Annotated in this window: 23 protein-coding genes; 12 read left to right on the forward strand and 11 right to left on the reverse strand. The window is 74.3% G+C overall.

Annotated elements, in window-relative coordinates; genetic code table 11:
* The 7 genes from QE401_RS02795 to QE401_RS02825 form a co-directional block, all read left to right on the forward strand.
* Window positions 1-844, forward strand: an 844-nt coding sequence (locus QE401_RS02795; RefSeq protein ID WP_307136745.1) for a glutathionylspermidine synthase family protein, incomplete at its 5' end; no start/stop codon positions are given.
* 10 nt (window positions 845-854) lie between these two features.
* Window positions 855-2,048, forward strand: a complete 1,194-nt coding sequence (locus QE401_RS02800; protein WP_307136746.1) for a glutathionylspermidine synthase family protein — start codon at window positions 855-857, stop codon at window positions 2,046-2,048.
* A gap of 49 nt (window positions 2,049-2,097) precedes the next feature.
* Window positions 2,098-2,523, forward strand: a complete 426-nt coding sequence (locus QE401_RS02805) for a DUF350 domain-containing protein (protein WP_307136747.1) — start codon at window positions 2,098-2,100, stop codon at window positions 2,521-2,523.
* A 1-nt stretch (window position 2,524) separates the two neighbouring features.
* Entirely contained in the window at window positions 2,525-3,562 is a 1,038-nt protein-coding gene (locus QE401_RS02810; protein WP_307136748.1) for a DUF1190 domain-containing protein, read from the forward strand.
* Window positions 3,563-3,564: 2 nt separating this feature from the next.
* Window positions 3,565-4,206 (forward strand): hypothetical protein, encoded by a 642-nt coding sequence (locus QE401_RS02815; RefSeq protein WP_307136749.1) that lies wholly within the window; start codon window positions 3,565-3,567, stop codon window positions 4,204-4,206.
* A complete protein-coding gene (locus QE401_RS02820) occupies window positions 4,203-4,478 on the forward strand; it encodes a hypothetical protein (protein ID WP_307136750.1) in 276 nt (91 codons plus the stop codon). The genes QE401_RS02815 and QE401_RS02820 overlap by 4 nt, the downstream gene beginning before the upstream one ends.
* Window positions 4,472-5,065, forward strand: a complete 594-nt coding sequence (locus QE401_RS02825; RefSeq protein ID WP_307136751.1) for a hypothetical protein — start codon at window positions 4,472-4,474, stop codon at window positions 5,063-5,065. The genes QE401_RS02820 and QE401_RS02825 overlap by 7 nt, the downstream gene beginning before the upstream one ends.
* 9 nt (window positions 5,066-5,074) lie before the next feature.
* On the opposite strand, the gene QE401_RS02830 is transcribed toward QE401_RS02825, so the two are convergent.
* The 8 genes from QE401_RS02830 to QE401_RS02865 form a co-directional block, all read right to left on the reverse strand.
* Window positions 5,075-5,362, reverse strand: a complete 288-nt coding sequence (locus tag QE401_RS02830; protein ID WP_007006458.1) for a PTS sugar transporter subunit IIB — start codon at window positions 5,360-5,362, stop codon at window positions 5,075-5,077.
* Window positions 5,355-5,840: a PTS sugar transporter subunit IIA gene (locus QE401_RS02835; protein ID WP_307136752.1), complete on the reverse strand. Its 486-nt coding sequence runs from the start codon at window positions 5,838-5,840 to the stop codon at window positions 5,355-5,357. The genes QE401_RS02830 and QE401_RS02835 overlap by 8 nt, the downstream gene beginning before the upstream one ends.
* Before the next feature lie 5 nt (window positions 5,841-5,845).
* Window positions 5,846-7,273, reverse strand: coding sequence for a PTS galactitol transporter subunit IIC (locus tag QE401_RS02840; RefSeq protein WP_307136753.1), 1,428 nt, complete (start codon window positions 7,271-7,273; stop codon window positions 5,846-5,848).
* A 65-nt stretch (window positions 7,274-7,338) separates the two neighbouring features.
* On the reverse strand, window positions 7,339-8,658 hold the full coding sequence (locus QE401_RS02845) for an acetoin dehydrogenase dihydrolipoyllysine-residue acetyltransferase subunit (protein ID WP_307136754.1): 1,320 nt from the start codon (window positions 8,656-8,658) through the stop codon (window positions 7,339-7,341).
* A gap of 2 nt (window positions 8,659-8,660) precedes the next feature.
* A complete protein-coding gene (locus tag QE401_RS02850) occupies window positions 8,661-9,695 on the reverse strand; it encodes an alpha-ketoacid dehydrogenase subunit beta (protein ID WP_307136755.1) in 1,035 nt (344 codons plus the stop codon).
* On the reverse strand, window positions 9,692-10,747 hold the full coding sequence (locus QE401_RS02855; RefSeq protein WP_307136756.1) for a thiamine pyrophosphate-dependent dehydrogenase E1 component subunit alpha: 1,056 nt from the start codon (window positions 10,745-10,747) through the stop codon (window positions 9,692-9,694). Before QE401_RS02855 ends, QE401_RS02850 begins: the two co-directional genes overlap by 4 nt.
* A gap of 34 nt (window positions 10,748-10,781) precedes the next feature.
* Window positions 10,782-12,107 (reverse strand): NAD(P)H-dependent oxidoreductase, encoded by a 1,326-nt coding sequence (locus QE401_RS02860; RefSeq protein ID WP_307136757.1) that lies wholly within the window; start codon window positions 12,105-12,107, stop codon window positions 10,782-10,784.
* A gap of 81 nt (window positions 12,108-12,188) precedes the next feature.
* The gene (locus tag QE401_RS02865) at window positions 12,189-12,869 is read right to left on the reverse strand and encodes a hypothetical protein (RefSeq protein WP_307136758.1); all 681 of its coding nucleotides are present in this window, start codon (window positions 12,867-12,869) and stop codon (window positions 12,189-12,191) included.
* Between the two features lie 270 nt (window positions 12,870-13,139).
* On the opposite strand from QE401_RS02865, the gene QE401_RS02870 reads away from it, so the two are divergent.
* The 5 genes from QE401_RS02870 to ptsP are packed head-to-tail and all read left to right on the forward strand — an operon-like array spanning window position 13,140 to window position 17,807.
* Window positions 13,140-13,580, forward strand: coding sequence for a transcriptional regulator GutM (locus tag QE401_RS02870; RefSeq protein ID WP_307136759.1), 441 nt, complete (start codon window positions 13,140-13,142; stop codon window positions 13,578-13,580).
* Between the two features lie 58 nt (window positions 13,581-13,638).
* A complete protein-coding gene (gene srlA / locus QE401_RS02875) occupies window positions 13,639-14,418 on the forward strand; it encodes a PTS glucitol/sorbitol transporter subunit IIC (protein ID WP_307136760.1) in 780 nt (259 codons plus the stop codon).
* A 13-nt stretch (window positions 14,419-14,431) separates the two neighbouring features.
* Complete coding sequence (gene srlE, locus QE401_RS02880; protein WP_307136761.1) at window positions 14,432-15,445, forward strand: PTS glucitol/sorbitol transporter subunit IIB; 1,014 nt, start codon at window positions 14,432-14,434, stop codon at window positions 15,443-15,445.
* A gap of 14 nt (window positions 15,446-15,459) precedes the next feature.
* Window positions 15,460-15,840, forward strand: a complete 381-nt coding sequence (locus tag QE401_RS02885) for a PTS glucitol/sorbitol transporter subunit IIA (RefSeq protein ID WP_307136762.1) — start codon at window positions 15,460-15,462, stop codon at window positions 15,838-15,840.
* Entirely contained in the window at window positions 15,837-17,807 is a 1,971-nt protein-coding gene (gene ptsP, locus QE401_RS02890) for a phosphoenolpyruvate--protein phosphotransferase (protein ID WP_307136763.1), read from the forward strand. Before QE401_RS02885 ends, ptsP begins: the two co-directional genes overlap by 4 nt.
* Window positions 17,808-17,816: 9 nt before the next feature.
* Here ptsP and QE401_RS02895 read toward each other — a convergent pair whose 3' ends face one another.
* The 3 genes from QE401_RS02895 to QE401_RS02905 form a co-directional block, all read right to left on the reverse strand.
* Window positions 17,817-18,542, reverse strand: coding sequence for a hypothetical protein (locus tag QE401_RS02895; protein ID WP_307136764.1), 726 nt, complete (start codon window positions 18,540-18,542; stop codon window positions 17,817-17,819).
* A gap of 14 nt (window positions 18,543-18,556) precedes the next feature.
* Window positions 18,557-19,588, reverse strand: coding sequence for a sugar-binding transcriptional regulator (locus tag QE401_RS02900; RefSeq protein ID WP_307136765.1), 1,032 nt, complete (start codon window positions 19,586-19,588; stop codon window positions 18,557-18,559).
* Window positions 19,589-19,709: 121 nt separating this feature from the next.
* Window positions 19,710-20,747: a LacI family DNA-binding transcriptional regulator gene (locus tag QE401_RS02905; protein ID WP_307136766.1), complete on the reverse strand. Its 1,038-nt coding sequence runs from the start codon at window positions 20,745-20,747 to the stop codon at window positions 19,710-19,712.
* Between the last annotated feature and the right edge of the window lie 40 nt (window positions 20,748-20,787).

Raw genomic sequence — 20,787 nt, forward strand, 5'->3', positions numbered from 1 at the left:
TGGCCCGGACGGCTCGGTGAAGCTCTACGAATACAATGCCGAGACGCCGGCGGCGCTGCTCGAGGCAGCCTCGGTGCAGCTCGCCTGGTTCGAGGAGACGCCGGAAGGCCCCGTGACCCGCCCCGGCCAGGACCAGTGGAGCGCCATCGACGAGGCGCTGGTGGCGCGCTGGCCCGCCCTGCGCCTGCCGCCTTTGGTGCATTTCGCGGCCGAGGGCGGAAGGCCGGACGAGATCGCCCAGGTCGCCTATCTGATGGCCACCGCCGAGGCCGCCGGCCATGCCGCCATCTTCCTGCCCGTCGACGCCATCTCCTGGCAGGAGGGGGTGGGGCTGGTCGAGCCCGGCGGCCGGCCGATCGCGGCCTGCTTCAAGCTCTACCCCTGGGACTGGCTGGAGGCCGAGGCCGGCGGCGCCCTGCTGCCGCAGGCGGGCACCCGCTGGATCGAGCCGGCGCGGCGCATGCTGCAGGCCAGCAAGGCGATCCTGGCCGAGCTCTGGGCCATGGCGCCGGGCCATCCGCTGCTGCTGCCGGCCGCGCTCGACCGCGCCGCGATCGAGGGCCCGGCCATCGGCAAGCCGGCGCTGGGGCTGGAGGGCATCGGCATGCGCATCGAGGGTGTGCCCGGCGCCGTCTCCACCGATCCGGCCGAGGGGCTGCCAGCCTCGCCCCTGGTCTGGCAGGCCTGGGCGCCGCTGCCGGCGTATTCAGCGCCGGACGGGCCGGCCTATCCGGTGATGGGGGTGTGGATGGCGGGGGATGCGCCCTGCGGCCTCGGCATCCGCGAGGGCGCCGGGCTGGTCACCACGCTGGAGGACCGTTTCGTGCCGCATGTGATCCTGTGAGGCCGCGCCCGTGACCGTCCAGACCCCAGGCCCCGGCCCCACCGCGCCGCCCTTCCGGCGCATCTCCCTGCGCGGCCCCGCCGGCATGCGGCAGCGCCTCCGCCCGCTCGGCCTGCTGGCGCCGGCCGAGGGCGGCCTGCCCTACTGGGTCGAGGATGCCGCCTATGTCGTGCCGCGCGCCATGGCGGAGCGGCTGCTGCAGACCGCCGCCAGGCTGCACGCGCTCTGCCTGCAGGCCATCGGCACCGAGCTGCAGGGCGGCGACCCGGAGCGTTTCGGCATCCAGGAGGCCGGCATGCGCCAGGCGGTGCTGCAATCCTGGCAGGCGCAGGATTCCCCGCTCTACGGCCGCATGGACTTCTCTTTCAGTGCCGCAGGCGAGCCGGTGCTGCTGGATTACGAGGCGGACGGGCCGCTGGGCCTGGCCGAGGCCTCCTACCTGCAATGGGAATGGTTCGAGGCCGCGCAGGCCGCCTCCCTCACCGAACGCGGCGACGACCAGGAGAACCTGCTCTACGAGAAGCTGCTGGCGCTGCTGCCGCGGCTCGGCCTCGGGCCCGATTTCGCCATCGCCCATGGCGGCGGCGCGGTGGGGGCGGAGCGCACCGATGCCGAATACCTCGCCAGCCTGGCGCGCGAGGCCGGGCTTCCGGCGCGGCTCTGCGAGATCGGCGCGCTGGGCTGGGACCGCGAGGCGCTGTGCTTCACCGACGACCAGGACCGGCCGCTGAGCGGGCTGCTGAAGCTCTATCCCTGGCTCTGGATGGAGCAGGAGCCGAATGCCGAGGCGCTGCCGCAGAGCCGCACCCGGATCCTGCCCGCCGCCTGGACCCGGCTGCTCTCCGACAAGGCGCTGCTGGCGCGGCTCTGGCAGCAGGCGCCCGGCACGCCCGGCCTGCTGCCCGCCTGGCTGGAGGGCGAGGCCCCCGCCGAGCCCGGCCTGGCCCTGGTCGCCAAGCCCTGCCGCGGCGATGACGGGGAGGGGGTGACCGGCCCGGACGAGCCGCCCGACCACCGCCATGGCCCGTTGCTGCGCCAGGGCTGGTGCCCGCCGCCGCGCTTCGAGACCGGGCAGGGCAGCGTGCATGCCGGCGTCTCGGTCTGGCTGGTGGGCGGCGAGCCGGCCGGCCTGTCCTTCCGCGAAAGCCGTTCCTGGCGCAGCGACGCCACGGCGCGCTTCGTGCCGCACATCCTGCGCGGCTGAGCCGCCCGATGCCCCACGCCCCTTTCCCCCTTGCAGGAGCCATGCGCCCGTGACCGCCGCCGACATCCTCGCGCTGTTCCCCTCCAGCCTGTTCAGCTTCATCACCGCCTTCGGCCTCGGCGCGCTGTTCTGGGGCTTCGGGCTGGTCGCCGTCTCCGCCGCCACGCCGCAGCGCGAGCTGGCGCTGCTGCGCGCGGGCAACCTGCCCACCGCCATCGCCTTCGGCGGCAAGGCGATCGGCATGGTGCTGCCGATCGCGGCCGTCGCCGGCGCCGCCGCCGGGCCGCTCGACCAGGCGATCTGGTGCGCCGTCGCGGTGCTGGTGCAGCTGCTGGTGCATCTGCTGCTGGCCGCCCTGCTGCAGGGAAGGCTGCGCGAGGAGATCGAGGCCGATACGGTGGGCGGCGGCGCCGTCTTCATCGCCTTCATCCAGATCGGCGCGGGCATCCTGAACAATGCCTGCATGGCGGGCTGAGATGGCGGGGCTGTCCCAGCCGGCGCGGCGGCGCGGCGGCCGCGTGCGGGCGGCGGCGCTGGTCGGGCTCGGCCTCGGCGCCGGCGGCTGCGACGAGGCGCCGCCCCCCGATGTGCCCGGCCAGGCGGAGGCGCGGCTGGAAGCCTGCGAGGCGGCGCATCGCCGGCTGGGCGCCGACCCGGCCGCCTGCGCGGCGCTGGAGCGCGTGGCGCGGCGCGAGCAGGCGGCGAGCCGCCCGGTCTTCGACTGGCGCGCCGGATGCGAGATGCAGTTCGGCCGCGAGGCCTGCGAGGCGACGGCCGAGACCCCCGCCTGGCGCCCGGTGCTGGAGGGCTGGAGCCTGCCCGCGGGCGGCGCGCCCCGCCCGGTGCTGCGCGACCGCCAGGGCCAGGGCTGGGCGCTGCCCGACCCCGGTGCCATCGAGGAACCGCCGCGCCCGGTCGAGCGCGCCGAGCAGCCGCCGGACAGCCCCTCCGCCCCGCCCATGGGCTATGAGCGGCTGGCGCCGCTCTACGCCACGCGGCAGGCCTGCGAGGAGGATTGGCAGCGCTGCGAGCAGCCGCGCCAGCTCCTGCCCAACCGCTTCGCCAGCCGCGAGGAATGCGCGGCGGTGTGGAGCGCCTGCCGCAGCACCGTGCTGCCGAGCAGCGCCACGGTGCAGCTGTCGAACCAGGGCGGCGGCGCGGGCGGCTCCTCCGGCGGCGGCTATCATGGCGGCGGCCGCGGCTACGGCGCGCTGTGGTGGTACCGCTACAACAGCCTCTGGCATGACCGGCCTGTCGCGCGGGCCGGCGGCTATGCGCCGCGCTACCAGGGCTGGTCCTGGACCGCCGATCGCCGTCCCATCGCCAGCTACCGCCCGAGCAGCGGCACCGGCCCGCTGCAGGGCTGGGACAGCGCGGCGCGCCGGGCGCTGCCGGCGCATACGCTGGTGGCCCGCGCCTCGGGCGGCGGACCGGGCGTGACGGTGCAGGCCGCCACCAGCATCAGCCGGGCCGGCTTCGGCTCCACCGGCCGTTCCTATTCGGCGGGGGGCTGAGCATGGCCCTTCCCTCCGCTGGCCCCGCCGCCGGCGCGCGCCGCCGCGCCAACCCAGAGGCGCCGGAGACGGCGCTGGACACCCCCCAGCGCCGGCTGCTGCTGGCGCTGCTGGGCGGCGCGCTGGGAATTGGCCTCGCCGCGCTGCAGCCGCCGCGCGATGCCGGCTACTGGCTGGCCGGCCTGGCGCTCGGCGCGCTGCTGATGGGGGGCGGCGCCTGGCTTGGCGGCCGGCCGCTGGGCGCGCGGCTGGACCATTGGCTGCTGCTGGGCGGGCGGGGCGCGCAGGCCCCGGCCGGTCTGCCTGGCACCGCGGCGCTGCCGCGCGAGACCCAGGCAGCGCTGGCCCGCGCCATGCTGCCCGGCTGGCGCGCCTGGCTGCGCCGCGCCCGGCTCGGCGCCCCGGCCCGCGCCAGGGCGGAATCGCTGCTGGCGGCGCTGGAGGCCGCGCCCGCCCCGCCGCCCGAGGCGCTGGCCCTGCCGCGCATCCTGGCGGCGCTGCGCCAGGGCGACCCGGCAGGCCCGGCTGCCGCCGAGGCGCTCATCGCGCTCTGCGCCGCGCCCGGCACGGCCGGGCCCGAGGCCGCCCTGGCCGCGGCGCTGGGCCGGCTGCGGGGCGGCGCGGCCGAGGAGGAGGAGGCATGAGCGGCACACCCTGGCGCATCCGCCTGGGCCTGCTGGGCGGCGCCCTGGCGCTGTTCCTGGCGGCGCTGACCCTGCTGCTGGCGCGCTGGAACCAGGCGGAGCTGGACCGCGCCTTCGTCGAGGCCGCCGCCGCCGCGCAGCAGCGCGAGGCATCGCCCGACCCGGCGGCGCGGCCGGTCTGGACCCCGGCGCCCGGCGCCTCGCCGGTCGGGCTCTCACCCGGCGGCGCGGCGTCGCCGGGGGGCGGCAAGGCGGGGCGCTCGGCATGGTGATGGCGGCGATCCTGGCCCTGGTGGGGCTGCTGCTGCTGGCCCGGGGCTGGCGCGCCTTGCGCGGCCTGCTGCGCGGCGACTGGGTGCGGGCGCCGCGCACCAGGCTGCTGGTGACGCCGCGCCCCGGCAGCAATGCCCCGGCCCTGACGCTGGAGCGCGACGGGGTGGCGCTGTTCGGCCCGGTGCCGCTGCGCTGGGGGGAGGCGCCGGGCAAGGCCGGGGCGGCCGCGGGCGATGCCGGGCCCGCCAGCGGCGTCTACCGCGTGGCTGCCGCCTGCCGCCTGGACGCGCCGGAGGAGGCGCTGGCGCGGCAATGCTTCGGCGCCTCGGTGCTGCTGCTGCAGCGGGAGGGGGATGGTGCGCCGCTGCTGCTGCACGCCCTGGCGCGCAGCCGGGGGGAGGCGCCGGGCGCGCTCGGCCTGGCGCCGGCGGCGCTGCTGGAGCTGCTCGGCGATCCGCGCGGGCTGCGGCTGGAGCTGCTGCGCCGCGACATACGCCGCGCCGGCTGGGGGCTGACGCGGCGCCGGCGCGGCCCCCCGCGCGGCCCCCCGCACGGCCCCCCGCACGGCAAGGCCGCGCAGGGTTAAGGGCGCGGTTCAGCCGCGCAGATGGCGCTCGATCTCGTCCAGCGCCTGGGCCTTGCCGATGCCGGTCAGGAAGGGCAGGCCCTTGACCACCGGCTTGCCCAGATCGGCCGGCACCGGCGTGGTGGAGACGACGAGGTCGGCATCGGCCACCAGGCTGGGCAGCTCGGTCGCCTTGCACTGGCGGATCTGCACCGGGATGCCGCGCTCCTGCATCGTCTCCTCGATGGCGGTCGCCACCACGGTGGAGGTGGCCACCGCGGTGCCGCAGGCCACCAGGATCGTCTTCGGTCTAGCCATGCACTCGGTCCTTGTTGAGCGCCCGCAGCAGCTGGCGGACGGTGGAAATGTCGGGCGCCGCCAGCAGCGCCTGCAGCAGCTCCGGCGCCTGGATCAGCCCGGCGACGGTCTGCAGTGCCTCGATCTGGGCGTGCTTGTCATTCAGCGCCAGGGCCAGGACGATCCGCACCGGAAGCTGTTCCTCCGGCTCCTCCATATTGCCGAAGGGCACCGGCTGGCGCAGCACCGCCAGCGCCACGGCCGGGCGCCGCACATGATGCGCGTCGGTGTGCGGCACGGCGACATTGATGGCGCCGAGCGGCAGGCCGGTCGGCATCACCGCCTCGCGCGCCAGCACCGCCTCGGCATAGCTTTCGGCGACCGCGCCCTGCGCCTGCAGCCGCGCCGCCAGCAGGGAAATGACCTCGGCCGCGCTGCCGGCCTGCCAATCGAGGCAGATGGCGCGGTCGTCGAGCAGGTCGGGCAGGTCGAGGGGCATGGCGGTCACTCCGCGGCGACGGGACGGGTGGGCAGGGGGGCGGGCTCCTCCGGCTCGGCGCCGGCGGCGCGCTCCCAGGCGACGGGGGCGGCGCGCAGGCCGAGGCCGAGCGCCGCGATCACCGCCGCCGCCAGCGCCAGGCCGAGCAGGCCGAGCGCCGTGACCGCCGAGATCAGCAGCCAGGGCACATAGAGGAAACCATCCACCACGCTGGTGATCAGGCTGGCCGCCGCCGGGATGGCGAAGCCGGCGGAGCGCGCGGCGCCGGTCATCAGCGGCGCCAGGCTGTTGCCGACATAGAAGCCGATGGCCAGCGTCACCGTGCCGATGACGATCATGCGCAGCACATTGCCGCCGACGATCGGCGCGCACATCGCCACCAGGAAGGGGATCACCGCCAGATCGGCGAAGAGGATGATGCGGTTGCCCGGCAGCACCAGCGACAGCAGGATGGCGATCGGCACCAGCACCAGCGAGCTGGCGATGGCCGCCGGATGGCCGATCAGGATCGCGGAATCGAGACCGACATGCAGCTCGCGGTCGCCGGCGCGCTTCTGCACGAAGTCGCGCGCGGCGTCCGAGATCGGGATCAGCCCCTCCATCAGGATCTTCACCATGCGCGGCAGGATCAGCATGACGGCGGCGAGGTTCATCGCCACCTTCAGCGATTTCGAGATGACCACGCCGGCATCGCCATCATTGTGGAAGGCGACGAGGCCGAGGATCAGGCCGAGCGCCGCGCCGAGCACCATCGGCTCGCCCAGCACGCCGAGCCGCTTCTGGATGCTGTCGGTGTCGAGATGCAGCCGGTTGAAGCCGGGGATGCGGTCCATCACCCAGTTCAGCGCGATGGCCAGCGGCACGATCTGCGCCGAGGCCAGATGCGGCACCGAGACACCGGGCACGCCGTAGAAGCGCTGCACGCCCTTGGCGGTCCAGTCGGCCAGGATCAGCGACAGCGCCGCCATCAGCGCCGCCGCGACCAGCCCATAGACCAGGCTGCCCGTCGCCGCCGTGACCAGCGAGCCGACGAAGGCGAAATGCCAGAAATTCCACACATCGACATTCAGCGTGCGGGTCATGCGGGTGAGCAGCATGGCGAGGTTCACCGCGATGCCGATCGGGATCACCCACAGCCCGACCGAGGAGCCGAAGGCGATGGCCGCCGCCGAGGGCCAGCCGACATCGACGATGTCGCGCTGCATGCCGGTGTTGCGCACGATGGCCTGGGCGACCTCGCCGAGGCTCGTCAGCATCAGCCCCAGCACCAGGTTGATGCCGATGAAGGCGACACCGATGGTCAGCCCGGCGCGGAAGGCGCGGCCGGCGCGCACGCCGAGCGCCAGCGCGATGCCGGCGATGATGAAAGGCAGCAGGACCGTCGGGCCCAGCGTGTCCACCACGCTTTTGAGCACGGTCAGGATCGAATCCATGGTTTCTCTCCCTCAGCCGCGCGGTGGATCCGCGCTGTTCTGTCGGTCGCCGGCGGGCCGGCGGATCAGTTGCCGGCGCAGCGCAGCTCCGCCCAGAGCCGTGCCACCTCCTGGCGGCGCTCCAGCTGCGGCATATGCCCGGTGCCGGCGAAAATGTGGAGGGCCACGCAGCCCGGCAGCCCCATTGCCTGCCGCCAGGGCAGGATGCGGTCCTCCTGCCCCAGCACCAGCTTGACCGGCATGCGCAGCGTGCCGAACAGGGCGCGGGTGTCAATGGCCTGCATGCCATCCGGCAGCAGCGTGGCCGCCAGCCGGCGCTGCGCCTCCAGCATCGCCGGATTCTCCTGCCGCTGGCGCAGCGTGGCGGCGGCAAGGCCGCCGGGCAGCAGCGAAGCATCGGCCACCAGCAGGTTCAGCCAGGGCTGCAGGCTGGCCGTGCTGCTGGCGCGCAGGAAGCCCGGCACGAAATCGGCATGCATGGCCGGGCCGAGCCCGGCGGGGGCCAGCAGCAGCAGCGAGCGCACGGCCACGCTGCCGCGCGCCGCCAGCACGGTGGCCACCGCGCCGCCCAGCGAATGCCCGACCAGATGCACCGCGTCGAGGCCGAGGGATTGCAGCGTCGCCTCCACCGCATCCGCCAGATCCTCGAGCCCGGCGCCGCCGGCGAGCGGCGAGCGGCCATGGCCGGGCAGGTCGATGGCCAGCACCGGCCCGGTCTCGCCGCCCGCCGCCAGCAGCGGGCGCCAGGAGGCGAGCTCGGCGCCGAAGCCGTGGATCAGCAGGCTCGGCACGCCCTGGCCACGGCGCAGCCAGACATGGTGCAGCACCGTGCCGGGGGCGGCGGGCGGCGGCGGCGCGGCGAGCGGGGCGGGCGCGGCCTCGGCCGCCTCCTGCACATCCTGCGCCTGGATGCGGCCACGCGGCCCGCTGCCGGATACTTCTTCCAGTTGGAGCCCGAGGGTTTCCGCCAGGCGGCGGGCCTGCGGCGTGGCGCGCGGGCGCGCCTCCGCGGCCGGCGCGGCATCGGCGAAAGCCGGTTCGCGTGGGGCCGTTTCGCTCACGGCATCCACCGGCACCGCCGCATTCGGCACCACGGCATCCGGGGCGGCCGCAGGCGCAGCCTCGGCCGGGCGCGGCGGCGCCTCGCCCGCGGCGGTGATCCAGCCCAGCACGCTGCCCACCGGCATGTCGATGCCGGTGCGCGCATCGGCGATGTGCAGCACGCCGGATTCCGGCGCCTCGATCTCCATCGCGGCCTTGTCGGTCTCGATCTCGAACAGCGCCTGGCCCTTCTCCACCGCCGCGCCATCCTCGGCGTGCCAGAGCGCGACACGGCCGGTCGCCATGTCCATGTCGACGCGCGGCAGGATGATCTCGCTCGCCATGCTCAGACCTCCCGGCGGGCCAGGCGCCGCGCGGCGTCGAGAATGCCGGGCACCTGCGGCACCGCCGCCTTTTCCAGCTCGGGATTGTAGGGCAGCGGCGCCTCGGCGCCACCCAGCCGCAGGATCGGCGCGTCGAGATAGTCGAAGGCCTCGCTCTCGGCGATGGCGGCGCTGATCTCGGCGCCGATGCCGAGGCTGCGCACCCCCTCATGCACGCAGAGCAGCCGCCCCGTGCGCTTGACGCTGTCGACCAGCGTCGGCGTGTCCATCGGCCGCAGCGAGCGCAGATCGATCACCTCCGCCTCGATGCCCTCCGCCTCCAGGCTCGCCGCCGCCTCCAGCGCGCGATGCACCATGATCGAGGTGGCGACGATGGTGACGTCGCGCCCCGGGCGGCGGATGGCGGCGCGGCCGATGGGGACGGTGTAGTGCCCCTCCGGCACCGGGCCCTTCATCTTGTAGAGCAGCTTGTGCTCGAAGATCATCACCGGGTCCGGATCCTCGACGGCGGCCAGCAGCATGCCCTTGGCGTCGTAGGGGGTGGAGGGCTGCAGCACCTTCAGCCCCGGCACATGGGCGAGCCACGCCTCCAGGCTCTGGCTGTGCTGCGCCGCGGCGCCGGTGCCGGAGCCGGCGGGAAAGCGCATCACCAGCGGCACCGAGACGGCGCCGCCCAGCATGTAGCGCAGCTTCGCCGCCTGGTTGACGATCTGCTCCATGGCCAGCGTGGCGAAGTCGGAGAACTGGAACTCGAAGATCGGCTTGAGGCCGGTCAGCGCCGCGCCCACCGCGACGCCGGCGCCGCCCAGCTCGCTGATCGGCGTGTCCATCACGCGATCCTCGCCGAAGCGGTGCACCAGGTCGCCGGTCACCTGGAAGGCGCCGCCATAGACGCCGATATCCTCGCCCATCAGCAGCACGGCGGGGTCGCTCTCCAGCGCGATGGCCATCGCCTCCTGGATCGCCTGGGCATAGCTCAGCTCGCGCGGCGCATCCTCGGCCGCGGCCTCGGTCACGGGGTTCATCAGGGCGCTCACCGCAGGGCCTCCGGCCGGATCTCGCGCGCATAGACGTCGCGCGTCAGCGCCGCCACATCGGGGGCGGGGCTGTCCTTGGCGTAGTCGATGGCGGCGGCGATCTCCGCCTCCACCTCGGCGCGCAGCGCCACGATCTCCTCCAGGCGCAGGATGCCGAGGCCCGTCAGCTCCTCCTCGAACAGCCGGATCGGGTCGCGCCGCTGCCAGGATTCGATTTCTTCCTTGGTGCGGTAGCGGTTGCGGTCGCTGCGCGAATGGCCGCGGATGCGGTAGGTCTTGCTTTCGATCAGCGTCGGCCCCTCGCCGCGCCGGGCGCGCTCCACGGCGGCGAAGGCGGCCTCGGCCACATCGGCGAAGCGGTTGCCATCGACGATGACGCCCGGCATGCCATAGGCGGCGGCGCGGTCGGCGACATTCGGCACCGCGGTCGCCCGCGCCATCGAGGTCGACATGCCGTAGCCATTGTTCTCGCAGACGAAGACCACCGGCAGGCGCCAGAGCGAGGCCATGTTCAGCGCCTCGTGGAAGGCGCCCTCATTGTTGGCGCCATCGCCGAAGAAGGAGATGGCGACGGCGCCGGTGCCCCGCCGCTTGGCGGAGAGCGCGGCGCCCACCGCGATCGGGATGCCGCCGCCGACGATGCCATTGGCGCCGAGATTGCCGCGCGCCGGATCGGCGATGTGCATCGAGCCGCCACGGCCGCGGCAATAGCCCGTCTCCTTGCCGAAGAACTCGGCGAACATGCGCTTCACCTCGGCGCCCTTGCCGATGCAATGGCCATGGCCGCGATGGGTGGAAGTGATGTAGTCGCGCTCCTCGAGCGCGCTGCAGATGCCGATGGCCGAGGCTTCCTGGCCGATCGACAGATGCATGGTGCCGTGGATCAGCCCGCGCATATAGGCTTCCTCGGCGCCTTCCTCGAAGCGGCGCACCAGCAGCATGCGGCGCAGCGCCTCGCGCAGCGCATCGGGGCCGAGCCGGTCATAGACCGCCGGGCGGTTCGGCCGCGCGGGCTGGTCCGGCGGCGGGTTGGCGTGCAGGGGCTGGGACATGGTCACGTCTCCCGGGCAGGGTGCCGCGCGGCCGTCACGCGGCCAGGAAGCGCGCGTCGGACTGGTCGAGGCGCCGCCGGATCTGGGTGATGAGAAGGCTCTCGTCGGGGGCGCAATTGTCGTAGCCCAGGCGCTCCCCGGCGCGGATCGGCTTCAGCACGCGCGCGCCCTCGGCCAGGCCCAGCGGCATGGCGTTGCTCTCGCGCGCCTCCTGCCAGGTCATGGCGAAGCCGCGATAATCATATTCGCCGATCTTGCCGAGCACATCGCCCGGCTTCAGGTCGCGCTTGGCCACGGCCGCGCATTCGGCGACGGGATGCGGCAGCGGCTGCATGTCGGCCTGCCGGTGCAGCACGGCGCGGATCGCCGAGAGCGGCACCTCGAGGCTGGTCAGGTGGTAGGGGCGGAACAGGGTGAAGCAGGGGCCGGGCCCGACCTTCAGGTCCACCAGCCGCTCCAGCACCCGCGGATGGCGCGGCTTGACGACGCAGAACACGCCGGGTGCCACACCCTTGCCGATGGAATAGTCGACGATGCCGGGCTTGCTGAGGAGGCCGCCATCCTCGCGGGTGCAGAGCACCTGGGCCAGCTCGTCGCGCGTCGCGGCGGGGCCGTGCATGCCGGGCACGTCGGGCACCAGCCCGGTGGCATTGGCGATCGCCACCATCTCGATCATCGTCTTGGAGCCGTCGACGAACTCCACCAGCATGCGCGTCGCCATGTTGCGGGCGCGCGCCTCCTCCTCATACTGGTCGGGCGTGGCGTCGAATTTCAGCGGGTTGTTCTTGCCCTTGCCGGCGGCGACGATGTCGAGCCCGATGGATTGCGCGAAGCTGATCAGCTCCAGCGTCGCCGCCGGCTCGTCCCCGGCGGCGCCGGTGTAGACCACGCCGGCGCGCCGCGCCTCCTCCTGCAGGAAGCGGCCGATGGTGATGTCGGCCTCGACATTCAGCATCACCACATGCTTGCCGTGGCGCATCGCCTCCAGCGCGATCATGGTGCCGACATTGGGGTTGCCGGTGGCATCGATGATGACGTCGATGCCGCCCGCGGCGCAGAGCGCCTTGTGGTCGCCGGTGATGGCGACCTTGTTCGATTGCAGCGCCGATTCCACCGCCTGCGCCGACTGCGCCTCGACGATGTCGCCGCGCGCGCGGCCCGAGAGCAGCAGCGCGTCGACCGCCTGTTCGGCGCGGATCTCGCAGATGGCGCCGAGGCGCAGCCCCGGCATCAGCGCGGCCTGCACCACGATGTCGGTGCCCATCTGGCCGGTGCCGGCGAGGCCGAAGGTGACCGGGCGGCCTTCCCGGGCGCGGCTGGCCAGCATGGCGGCGAAGCCGATCGGATTGACGGCGTTCATGGCGATCTCCCTGACGGCAGCCCTCCGCCGGGCGGTCCCGGGCTGCACTTGCCGCCGAGAGTATGAACTTTTGCGCTCTGGTCAATCCAAATGTTCTATTCGGCGCGGGGCCTCCGGCGCGTTCTCGCCCCCCAGCACCGCCTCGCCGCCGCGGCGCAGGCGGAAGGCGCGCTGCATGGCCGGCCGTGCCCGCGCCAAATCGGGAAAGCCCCAGCTCGGCGCCTGGCCCAGGAACAGGTCGAAAAAGCCCACCGCCGAGGCCGGGTCGCTGCGGGCATTCTCGCGGAAGGACCACCAATGGCGCAGCTCGCGCGCCGCCGGCGCCAGATGCAGCGGCGCCGCCCCCTCCTGCTCCAGCACCGCCTGCAGCGCGGTCAGGCAGAAGCCGGTGCACAGGAACCCCTCCGGCCAGAAGGTGATGATCTCGGCCAGCGCCGGGTCGGTCTCCGGCGGCGGGGCGGGGGGCGTTTCCAGCCGCAGCGGCATCAGCGCCACCAGCCGGGCCAGCAGCAGCCCGCCGGCGAAGACCGAGAAGTCGCGCCGGTCCAGCCCCGCCGCGCCGCGCTGGCGCTGCAGCGCCGTCGCCCAGTCGAGGAAGGCGCGGGTCAGCCGCGCCGGGTCGATCACCACGCGGCAGCCGGCCCGGCGCGACAGCGCCTCGATCTCCAGCCGGAACTGCGCGTCGAAGAAGCGCAGCTGGCGCAGCCGGTGCGCCAGATCCGGGGTGCGGGCCAGCTCGGCCGCCAGGGCCTGGTCCAACATGGCGTCCTCTCCTCTTCGTGCCTTGCCGGGCGGCGGCGGGATTTGCCCTGCTGCCCAGGCTTGGTTGCGGCAGGGGCTTGGCCGCAGCTTACGCCGCCACGGCCGCGCGGCCAGGGGCCTGTGATCCCCGCGCCAGGGCCAGTGTCGCCGCCTGTCACCGGGCTGCAAGAACAGATTGACACTCTCGTGGACAATTGTTCTATCCTTCGCCCAACCGGCCGCGCCCGAAGCGGCCCGAGCAAGCGGCGCCAAGGCCGCGGGGAGGAAGGCGTGGATCTCTCGCAAATGTCCTATTGGCAGCTGGGGCTGGTGCTGCTCGGCCTGCTCTGGGCGCTGCAGGCGCTCGGCACCTGGCGGCAGATGCGGCATTACCGGCAGGTGATGCAGGCGGTGCTGCGCGAGGAGCCGGATGGCTATCTCGGCACCGGCGCGGCGCGCGGCGTGCTGGCCAAGGGGGTGATCGTGCTGCTGGTGGCCGGGCCCGATCTGGTCGCGCGGCGCGTGCTGCTGATGGAGGGCCGCTCCGTGCTCGCCGGCTTCCGCCGCGCGCCGGAGCTCGAAGGCCTGTCGCTCGACGCGCTGGAGGCGAAGGACTTCCCGGCCGGCCAGCAGGGCCGCGCCGCCGCGCTGCGCGGCGCCATCGCGCAGATCCGCAAGACCGCGGCCGAACCCGCCGCCGCGCCGCCATCCCTGCTGGCCAGCCCGGCCTGACGCAGCCCCGTTCGAGGGCGGACGCGCCGGGACAGGCGCGCCGTCCGGGAGGAAAGCCATGGTGATCTCACAGACCCTGATGCTGCACGGCGCGGAGCTGGCGCAGCAGGCCGTGCTGCAGGGCGGCCTGGCGCTGGAGGCGGCGCAGCACGCGCTGCACCACGCGCCGCCCGATGCCGCCGTCCATTCCGCGCCTCTCGTGCAGCTGGTGCAGGACGGGCAGGGCGGCATCTCCGCCTCCGACTATGCGCGCCGCGTGCAGGAGGCCTCGCGCAGCCAGGAACAGCAGCTCGGCTGGCTGACCAGCCTGGGCAAGCATTTCATCGGCGTGTTCCAGAAAGGCGGCGAGGTCTTCATGGGCTTCGTCACCGGCATCATCCCGACGCTGGTGGTGCTGATGACCGCCTTCTACGCCGTCACCGAGCTGGTCGGCGAACGCCGCGTGCACGGCATCGCCCAGGCCGCCGGCCGCTATGCGCTGACGCGCTACACGCTGCTGCCGCTGCTCTCGGTGTTCTTCCTGACCAACCCGATGGCCTACACCTTCGGCACCTTCCTGGAGGAGCGGCACAAGCCCGCCTTCTACGACAGCGCCGTCTCCTTCGTGCATCCGGTGCTGGGCCTGTTCCCGCACGCCAATGCGGGCGAGTATTTCGTCTGGGGCGGCGTGCTGGTCGCGCTGATGGAGCTGGAGCGCGCCGGCAAGGTGCCGCCGGGCTACCATGTCACCATCGCCATCTACTATTTCGCCGTGGGGCTGGTGGTGATCCTGCTCAAGGGCATCGTCACCGAATGGATCACCCGCATCCTGGCGCGCCGCCAGGGCGTGACGCTGTAAGCGGAGGCCGGAGATGGACAGCCATTCCACCGCCCGCTACCGCGCCGTCCGGGTCGAGCGCGGCGCGCATGGCTGGGGCGGGCCGCTGGTCATCGCCCCCGATGCGCGGCGCGACAAGATCGTCGCCGTCACCGGCGGCGGCATCCCGCCCTTGGCGCAGCGCCTGGCGGAGCTGACCGGCGGCATCGCCGTCGACGGCTTCCGCAGCCCGCCGCCGGAGGGCGAGATCTGCGCCGTGGTCATCGATTGCGGCGGCACGGCGCGCTGCGGCGTCTATCCGCGCAAGCGCATCCCGACGATCAACCTGACGCCGGTCGGCCAGTCCGGCCCGCTGGCGCAGTTCATCACCGAGGACATCTACGTCTCCGATGTGCGCGAGGCCAATCTGCACCCGCTGCAGCCGGGCGAGGGCGCCGCACCCGCGGCGGCGGCCGCGAGCATCGTGCCGGAGGCGCCGCCCGCCATGGCCGCGGCGCCGCAGCCCGCCGACAGCTCGGCGCTGGTGCGGCTGATCACCGGTGTCGGCCGCGTCATGGGCCAGGCGGTGAATGTCTTCTTCAATGCCGGGCGGCGCACCATCGACCAGGTGATCCGCAACGTGCTGCCCTTCATGGCCTTCGTGACCATGCTGATCGGGCTGATCCTCTACACCGGCATCGGCGATGCGCTGGCGGCGCCGATGGGGCCGCTGGCCAACAACATCCTCGGCCTGCTGATCCTCTCCGCCATTTGCGGCCTGCCCTTCCTCTCGCCGGTGCTGGGCCCGGGCGCGGTGATCGCGCAGGTGATCGGCGTCGCCATCATCGGCCCGCAGATCGCCAATGGCACCATCGCCCCCGCCATGGCCCTGCCGGCGCTGTTCGCCTACAACACCCAGGTCGGCTGCGACTTCGTCCCCGTCGGCCTCGCGCTCGGCGAGGCCAAGCCCAGGACCATCGAGATCGGTGTGCCCGCCGTGCTGATCAGCCGGCAGATCATGGGCCCCGTCTCCGTGCTGATCGCCTGGCTCGCCAGCCTGACCCTCTGACCGAGGATATCGTCATGACCGTGCATCTGCGCAGCACCATCACGGAGATCGGCCCGGAAGCGGCTGATCTCATCGCCGGCGGCGTGCTGATCCTGTTCGCCGAGGGCGCGCCGCCGGAGCTCGCCGAGGTCTCCGTGCTGCACCGGACCGAGAGCCTGGACGCGGCGCTGGCGCCGCGCCCCGGCGCGCGGCTGGCGATCGGCGAGGTCGAGGCGGTGCTGACCGGCATCGGCCCCAGCGCCTGGGCCAAGCTGCACGAGCTCGGCCATGTGGTGATGAACTTCAACGGCGCCGCCGAGCCGGAACGGCCGGGCGAGCTCTGCGTCGCGCCGGTCGATCTGGCGGTGCTGACGGCGGCGCTGCGCCCCGGCGCGCAGATCGTCATCGCGCCGTGACGGGCCTGGCCATGGCGGCGCTGGAGCGGCATGTCGTCGTCGCGGTGCGCGACGGGCTGCATGCCCGCCCCGCCACGCAATTCGTGCAGCTGGCCAAGCGCTTCAGCGCGGCGCTGGAGGTGGAGCGCGGCGGCCAGCGCGCCAATGCGCGCAGTGCGGTGAAGCTGATGCTGCTCGGCATCAAGGAGCAGGACGAGATCGTGCTGCGCGCCGAGGGCGATGACGCGGCCGAGGCGCTGGATCAGCTGGCCGCCTTCATCGCCACCCCCGAGGCCGGGCAGGAGGCGCCGCCGCGCGCCGGCGCGCCCGCCGCCGCCCTGCCCGCCCAGGGCGCTGCCGGCCCCGGCGCCTGGCAGGGCATCGGCGCCAGCGAGGGCGTGGCGATCGGCCCCGCCTTCGCCTATTTCCCCGCCCCGCTGCCCGAGGCGCCGCGCCTGCTGGCGGCGGGCGAGATCGCCGGCGAGATCGCCCGACACCGCGCGGCGGTGGAGGCGGTGCTGCAGGAGCTGGCGCTGCGCCGCGCCGCCGCGAGGCCGGGCTCGGAGGCCGCGGAGATCCTTGGCGCGCTGGTCGAGCTGGCGCGCGATGCCGAGCTGCGCGACGAGATGGAGGGCCGCATCCGACGCGGCCTCGACGCCGTCGCCGCCACGCTGGGCGCGGGCCGGGAGCTGGCCGAGGGTTTCGCCACGCTGGACGACCCCTATCTGCGCGCGCGCGCCGAGGATCTGCGCAGCGTGGCGCGGCAGATCGCGCTCACCCTGCTGGGCCAGAGCGACGCCCCGCTGGAGGAGGTGCCCGAGGGCGCCATCCTGCTGGCCGAGGAGCTGGCGGCCTGGGATCTGGCGCGGGTGCCGCCCGGGCGGCTGGCCGGCATCGTCTGCCGCCAGGGCGGCGCCACCTCGCATCTGGCGATCATGGCCCGCGCCCAGGGCATCCCCGCCGTGCTGGCCTGCCCGGCCGCGCCCGAGGCGCTGCAGGCGGCCCGCCGCGTCGCGCTGGATGGCGGCGGCGGGCTGGTGCAGCTCGACCCCGACGCGGCGAGCGAGGCCGCGCTGGCGCGCCGCCTGGCCGAGGAGCGCGCGGCGCGCGAGGCCCTGCAGCGCTGGCGCGACGCGCCCAGCGTGACGCGCGACGGGCGCGCCATCGAGATCGCCGCCAATCTCGGCGCCCTGGCCGAGATCGAGGCGGCGCAAGCCGCCGGCGCCCAGGGTGTCGGGCTGTTCCGCAGCGAATTCCTGTTCATGGCCCGCCGCACCCCGCCGGGCGAGCAGGAGCAGTTCGAGGTCTATGACGCGCTGGCCCGCGCCTTCGCGCCGCATCCGGTGGTGGTGCGCACCCTCGACATTGGCGGCGACAAGCCGGTCGCCGGCATCGACATCCCGCACGAGGAAAATCCCTTCCTCGGCTGGCGCGGATTGCGGCTCTGCCTGGAGCGGCCGGACATCTTCCGCCCGCAGCTGCGCGCCCTGCTGCGCGCCGCCGTCAGCGGCAATCTGCGCGTCATGCTGCCCATGGTGGTGGAGCCCGAGGAGGTGCGGCAGACCCGCGCCCTGATCGCGCAATGCCGCGCCGAGCTGGCGGCGGAGGGCGTGCCGCATGGCGATTTCGCCCTCGGCATCATGGTGGAGACACCGGCCGCCGCGCTGCTGGCCGAGGAGCTGGCGCGCGAGGTCGCCTTCTTTTCAGTTGGCACCAACGATCTGACGCAATACGTCATGGCGGCGGACCGGATGAATCCGCGCGTGGCGCGGCTGAACCGCCCCGATCACCCGGCGGTGCTGCGCGCCATCGGCGCGGTGTGCCGCGCAGCGCGGGAAGCGGGCATTCCGGTCGCCGTCTGCGGCGAGGCGGCGGCGCGGCCGGAGCTGATCCCGGTGCTGGTCGAGCTCGGCGTCACCGAGCTGAGCATGAGCCCCGCCTCGATCCTGCGCGCGCGGCAATGCGTGGCGGGGCTGGGCGGGGTGTAGCGCGGCCCCTCAGGGCAGGAAGGGCAGCACCGCGGCGTATTCGGCGGCGAGCGCCGCGCCTTCCTCCGCATGCAGCGCGGCGCGGGCTTCCGGCAGCCGCGCCGCCACCACCAGCAGCGCGCTGTCGATCGCCGCCCCCGCCGGCACGCCGCGCTCGACCAGCGCGCCGGCCAGGCCCGCGGCCAGCATGGTGGCCTCCTCCGGCGCGCGGCGCAGCGCCGCCAGCGGGTCCTCCGGCGTCTCCGGCAGGTCGAAATCGCGCAGCGGGGCGGCGCCGGCCAGGGCGCGCGCGGCGGCGGCCCAGAAGGCCGGCAGCCGCTCCGCCTCCGGCAGGCCGGCCGCCGGCAGCTCCTCCTGCCGCAGCAGCGCGGCGGCGCGCGCCATGCGCTCGGCCGAGACGAAGGCATTGTCGATGCCGAGCTGGGCCAGCACGGCGTGCAGCAGCCGCTCCAGCAGCGGTGCGACGCGCGCCGCCCAGGCCTCGTCGCGCGGCAGCAGGGAGAGGCCGGCCAGCAGCCGCGGCGACAGGCTGGCGGCGTCGCGCCGGCGCGGCTGCAGCAGCGGGCCGATCGGGCTGTGCCCGGCGGCCTCCTGCAGCCGGTCCAGCAGCCGGGCCGCGCCCGGCAGGGCGGCGGCCTGGCGGCCGAGCTGGCCGGTGCCGTGCCGCACCAGGAAGCGCATGCCGCGCAGCCCGTCGCGCATGCGCCGGGCGATCGGGGGGGCGGGAGGGGACATGGCTTCCTCCGGGTTCAGCGCTGGGCGGCCTGCCGGCGGGGCGGGCGTTCCGCCCCGGCGGCGGGCTGCGCCAGCAGGGTGTTGGCGGTGACCTCGTCGGTGATCAGCACGGTCGGGCGCAGCAGGGTCAGCGCGCCCTGCAGCGCCTCGATCTTGTCCGGCCCGCCCGAGGTCAGGATGCGCTGCGGCGTGCGGCACAGCGCCTCGATCGGCGCGCTCATCACCCGCTGGTTCAGCGGATGGTCCACCAGCCGCCCGCCGATGTCGTAGAAATTGTACAGCAGATTGCCCACCGCGCCGCGCGCCAGCAGCGATTGCCGGTCGGCATCGGAGAAATGCCCGAACAGGGACGAATTCGCCTCCGTGCCCATGCCGCCGACGCTGACCAGCACGGCATCGAGCTGGTCGGCCATGTGGAAGGCGGGGCCGATGCCGCAGCGCTCGATCAGCGCGCGCTTGGTCTCGACGCTGTCGACCAAAGCGGGTGCGGCGATCAGGTAGCAGCTGGCATTGAACAGGCGGGAGAACTGCCAGGCGAATTCCGCCGGGTTGTACTGGCGCACGGCCGAGATGCCGCCGAGCAGCGAGACGATGGAGAGATCCGGCAGCGGCCGGTCGTCGATGGCGTTCAGCGAATGCAGCAGCGTGCGGCCCCAGCCGACGCCGATCTTCATGCCGGGCGTCATGAAGCCCGAGAGGTATTCGCCCGTCGCGGCGCCGATCACCGGCAGCGGATCGGCCTCGGCCGAGGCCAGCGGCGCCACCACCGCCTCGCGCAGGCCGAAGCGTTCCTCCAGCGCGATCTCGGCGCGGCGCAGCTCGGCGATGTCGCGGCTGAGGCTGATCTTCACCTCGCCCAGCTCGCGCGCATCGGCCAGCATGCGCACCACGGTGACACGGCCGATGCCCAGCGCCTCGGCGATCGCGGTCTGCGTCATGTCCTCGACATAGTACATCCAGGCCGCGCGCAGCCGCAGCCGCGCGGAACGGCGGCCATTCAGCGCGGCCTGCGGGGTGGCTTGTCGGGAGGAAGTCTTGCTGCTCACCACGCGGCTCCGGCCATGGCCGGGGGCGTGCCGCGATGGGGCGGCTGCCCCCTGGGAGGGTCAGGTTATACGACCTGTCGGAAGCCAGGCAAGCAGGGCCGGGGCAGGTGCCGGCCGGGCCTCAGGCGGGCAGCCGGGCGGAGCGGCCCTCGACCAGCCTGCCGCGCAGCAGGATGCGCTCCTGCGGCAGATCGGCGCCGCCGATGCGCGCCAGCAGCAGATCGAGGCCGCGCGCCACCATCGCCTCCAGCGGCTGCACCACCGTGGTCAGCCGGTAGGGCGGGCGCAGCGCCGGGCCGATGCCGTCGGCGCCGACGATGGAGACATCGCCGGGCACCGACAGCCCGGCCTCGCGCAGCGCGTCCATGGCGCCCATGGCCAGGATGTCGGCGACGCCGAACACCGCATCCGGCCGCTCCGCCGGCGGCAGGGCCGCGATGCGGCGCCCGGCGGCATAGCCGGCGGCGTGGCTGCCGCCGCCCGGCAGCATCGGCGGCGCCGGCAGCCCGGCGCGGCGGATCGTGGCGGCGAAGCTCTCGGCCCGCTCGGCGCTGGTGGAGCTGCCGGGATTGCCCAGGATGATGGCCGGGCGGCGATGCCCGGCCTGCAGCAGCAGCGTGGCCAGGGTCTCGCCGGTCGCGCGGTTGTCGCAGGAGACGGCGCTGCCATGCTCGCGCGCCACGCGGTTGACCATCACCAGCGGCACGCCATTGGCGGCGCAGATGGCGGCGGCGCGGGAGGACAGCTCGGCCGAGGTGATCAGGCAGCCATCGACGCGGTACTGCAGCAGCGCCTCGGCCGTCGCATCCTCGATCGGGCCGGGGCCGGCATGCAGCAGCAGCAGGCGCAGGCCGCGCGCCGCCGCCTGCGCCACGGCCTGCTGCATCAGCTCGGCATAGAAGGGGTTCTCGACCGGGCCCAGCACCAGCCCGATCAGCCCGGAGCGGCCGAGCACCAGGGTGCGCGCCAGGATGTTCGGGGTGTAGCCGGCCTCGGCGGCCAGGGCGGCGATGCGCGCCCGCATCTCCGGCGAGATGCGCGGATCGTCCTTCAGCGCCCGGGAGACGGTGGAGGCGGCGACGCCGGCGCGCTGCGCCAGGGCGTGAAGGGTGACCCGCCCCGCGGCGCGGCCGGGCGGGGCAGGGGGCAGCTCGTCCATGCGCGGCGGATAGCATGGCAAGGGTTGGGTGCGCAAACGA

The organism is Pseudoroseomonas cervicalis (assembly GCF_030818485.1).
In the GTDB taxonomy this organism is placed as follows: Bacteria; Pseudomonadota; Alphaproteobacteria; order Acetobacterales; family Acetobacteraceae; genus Pseudoroseomonas; species Pseudoroseomonas cervicalis_A.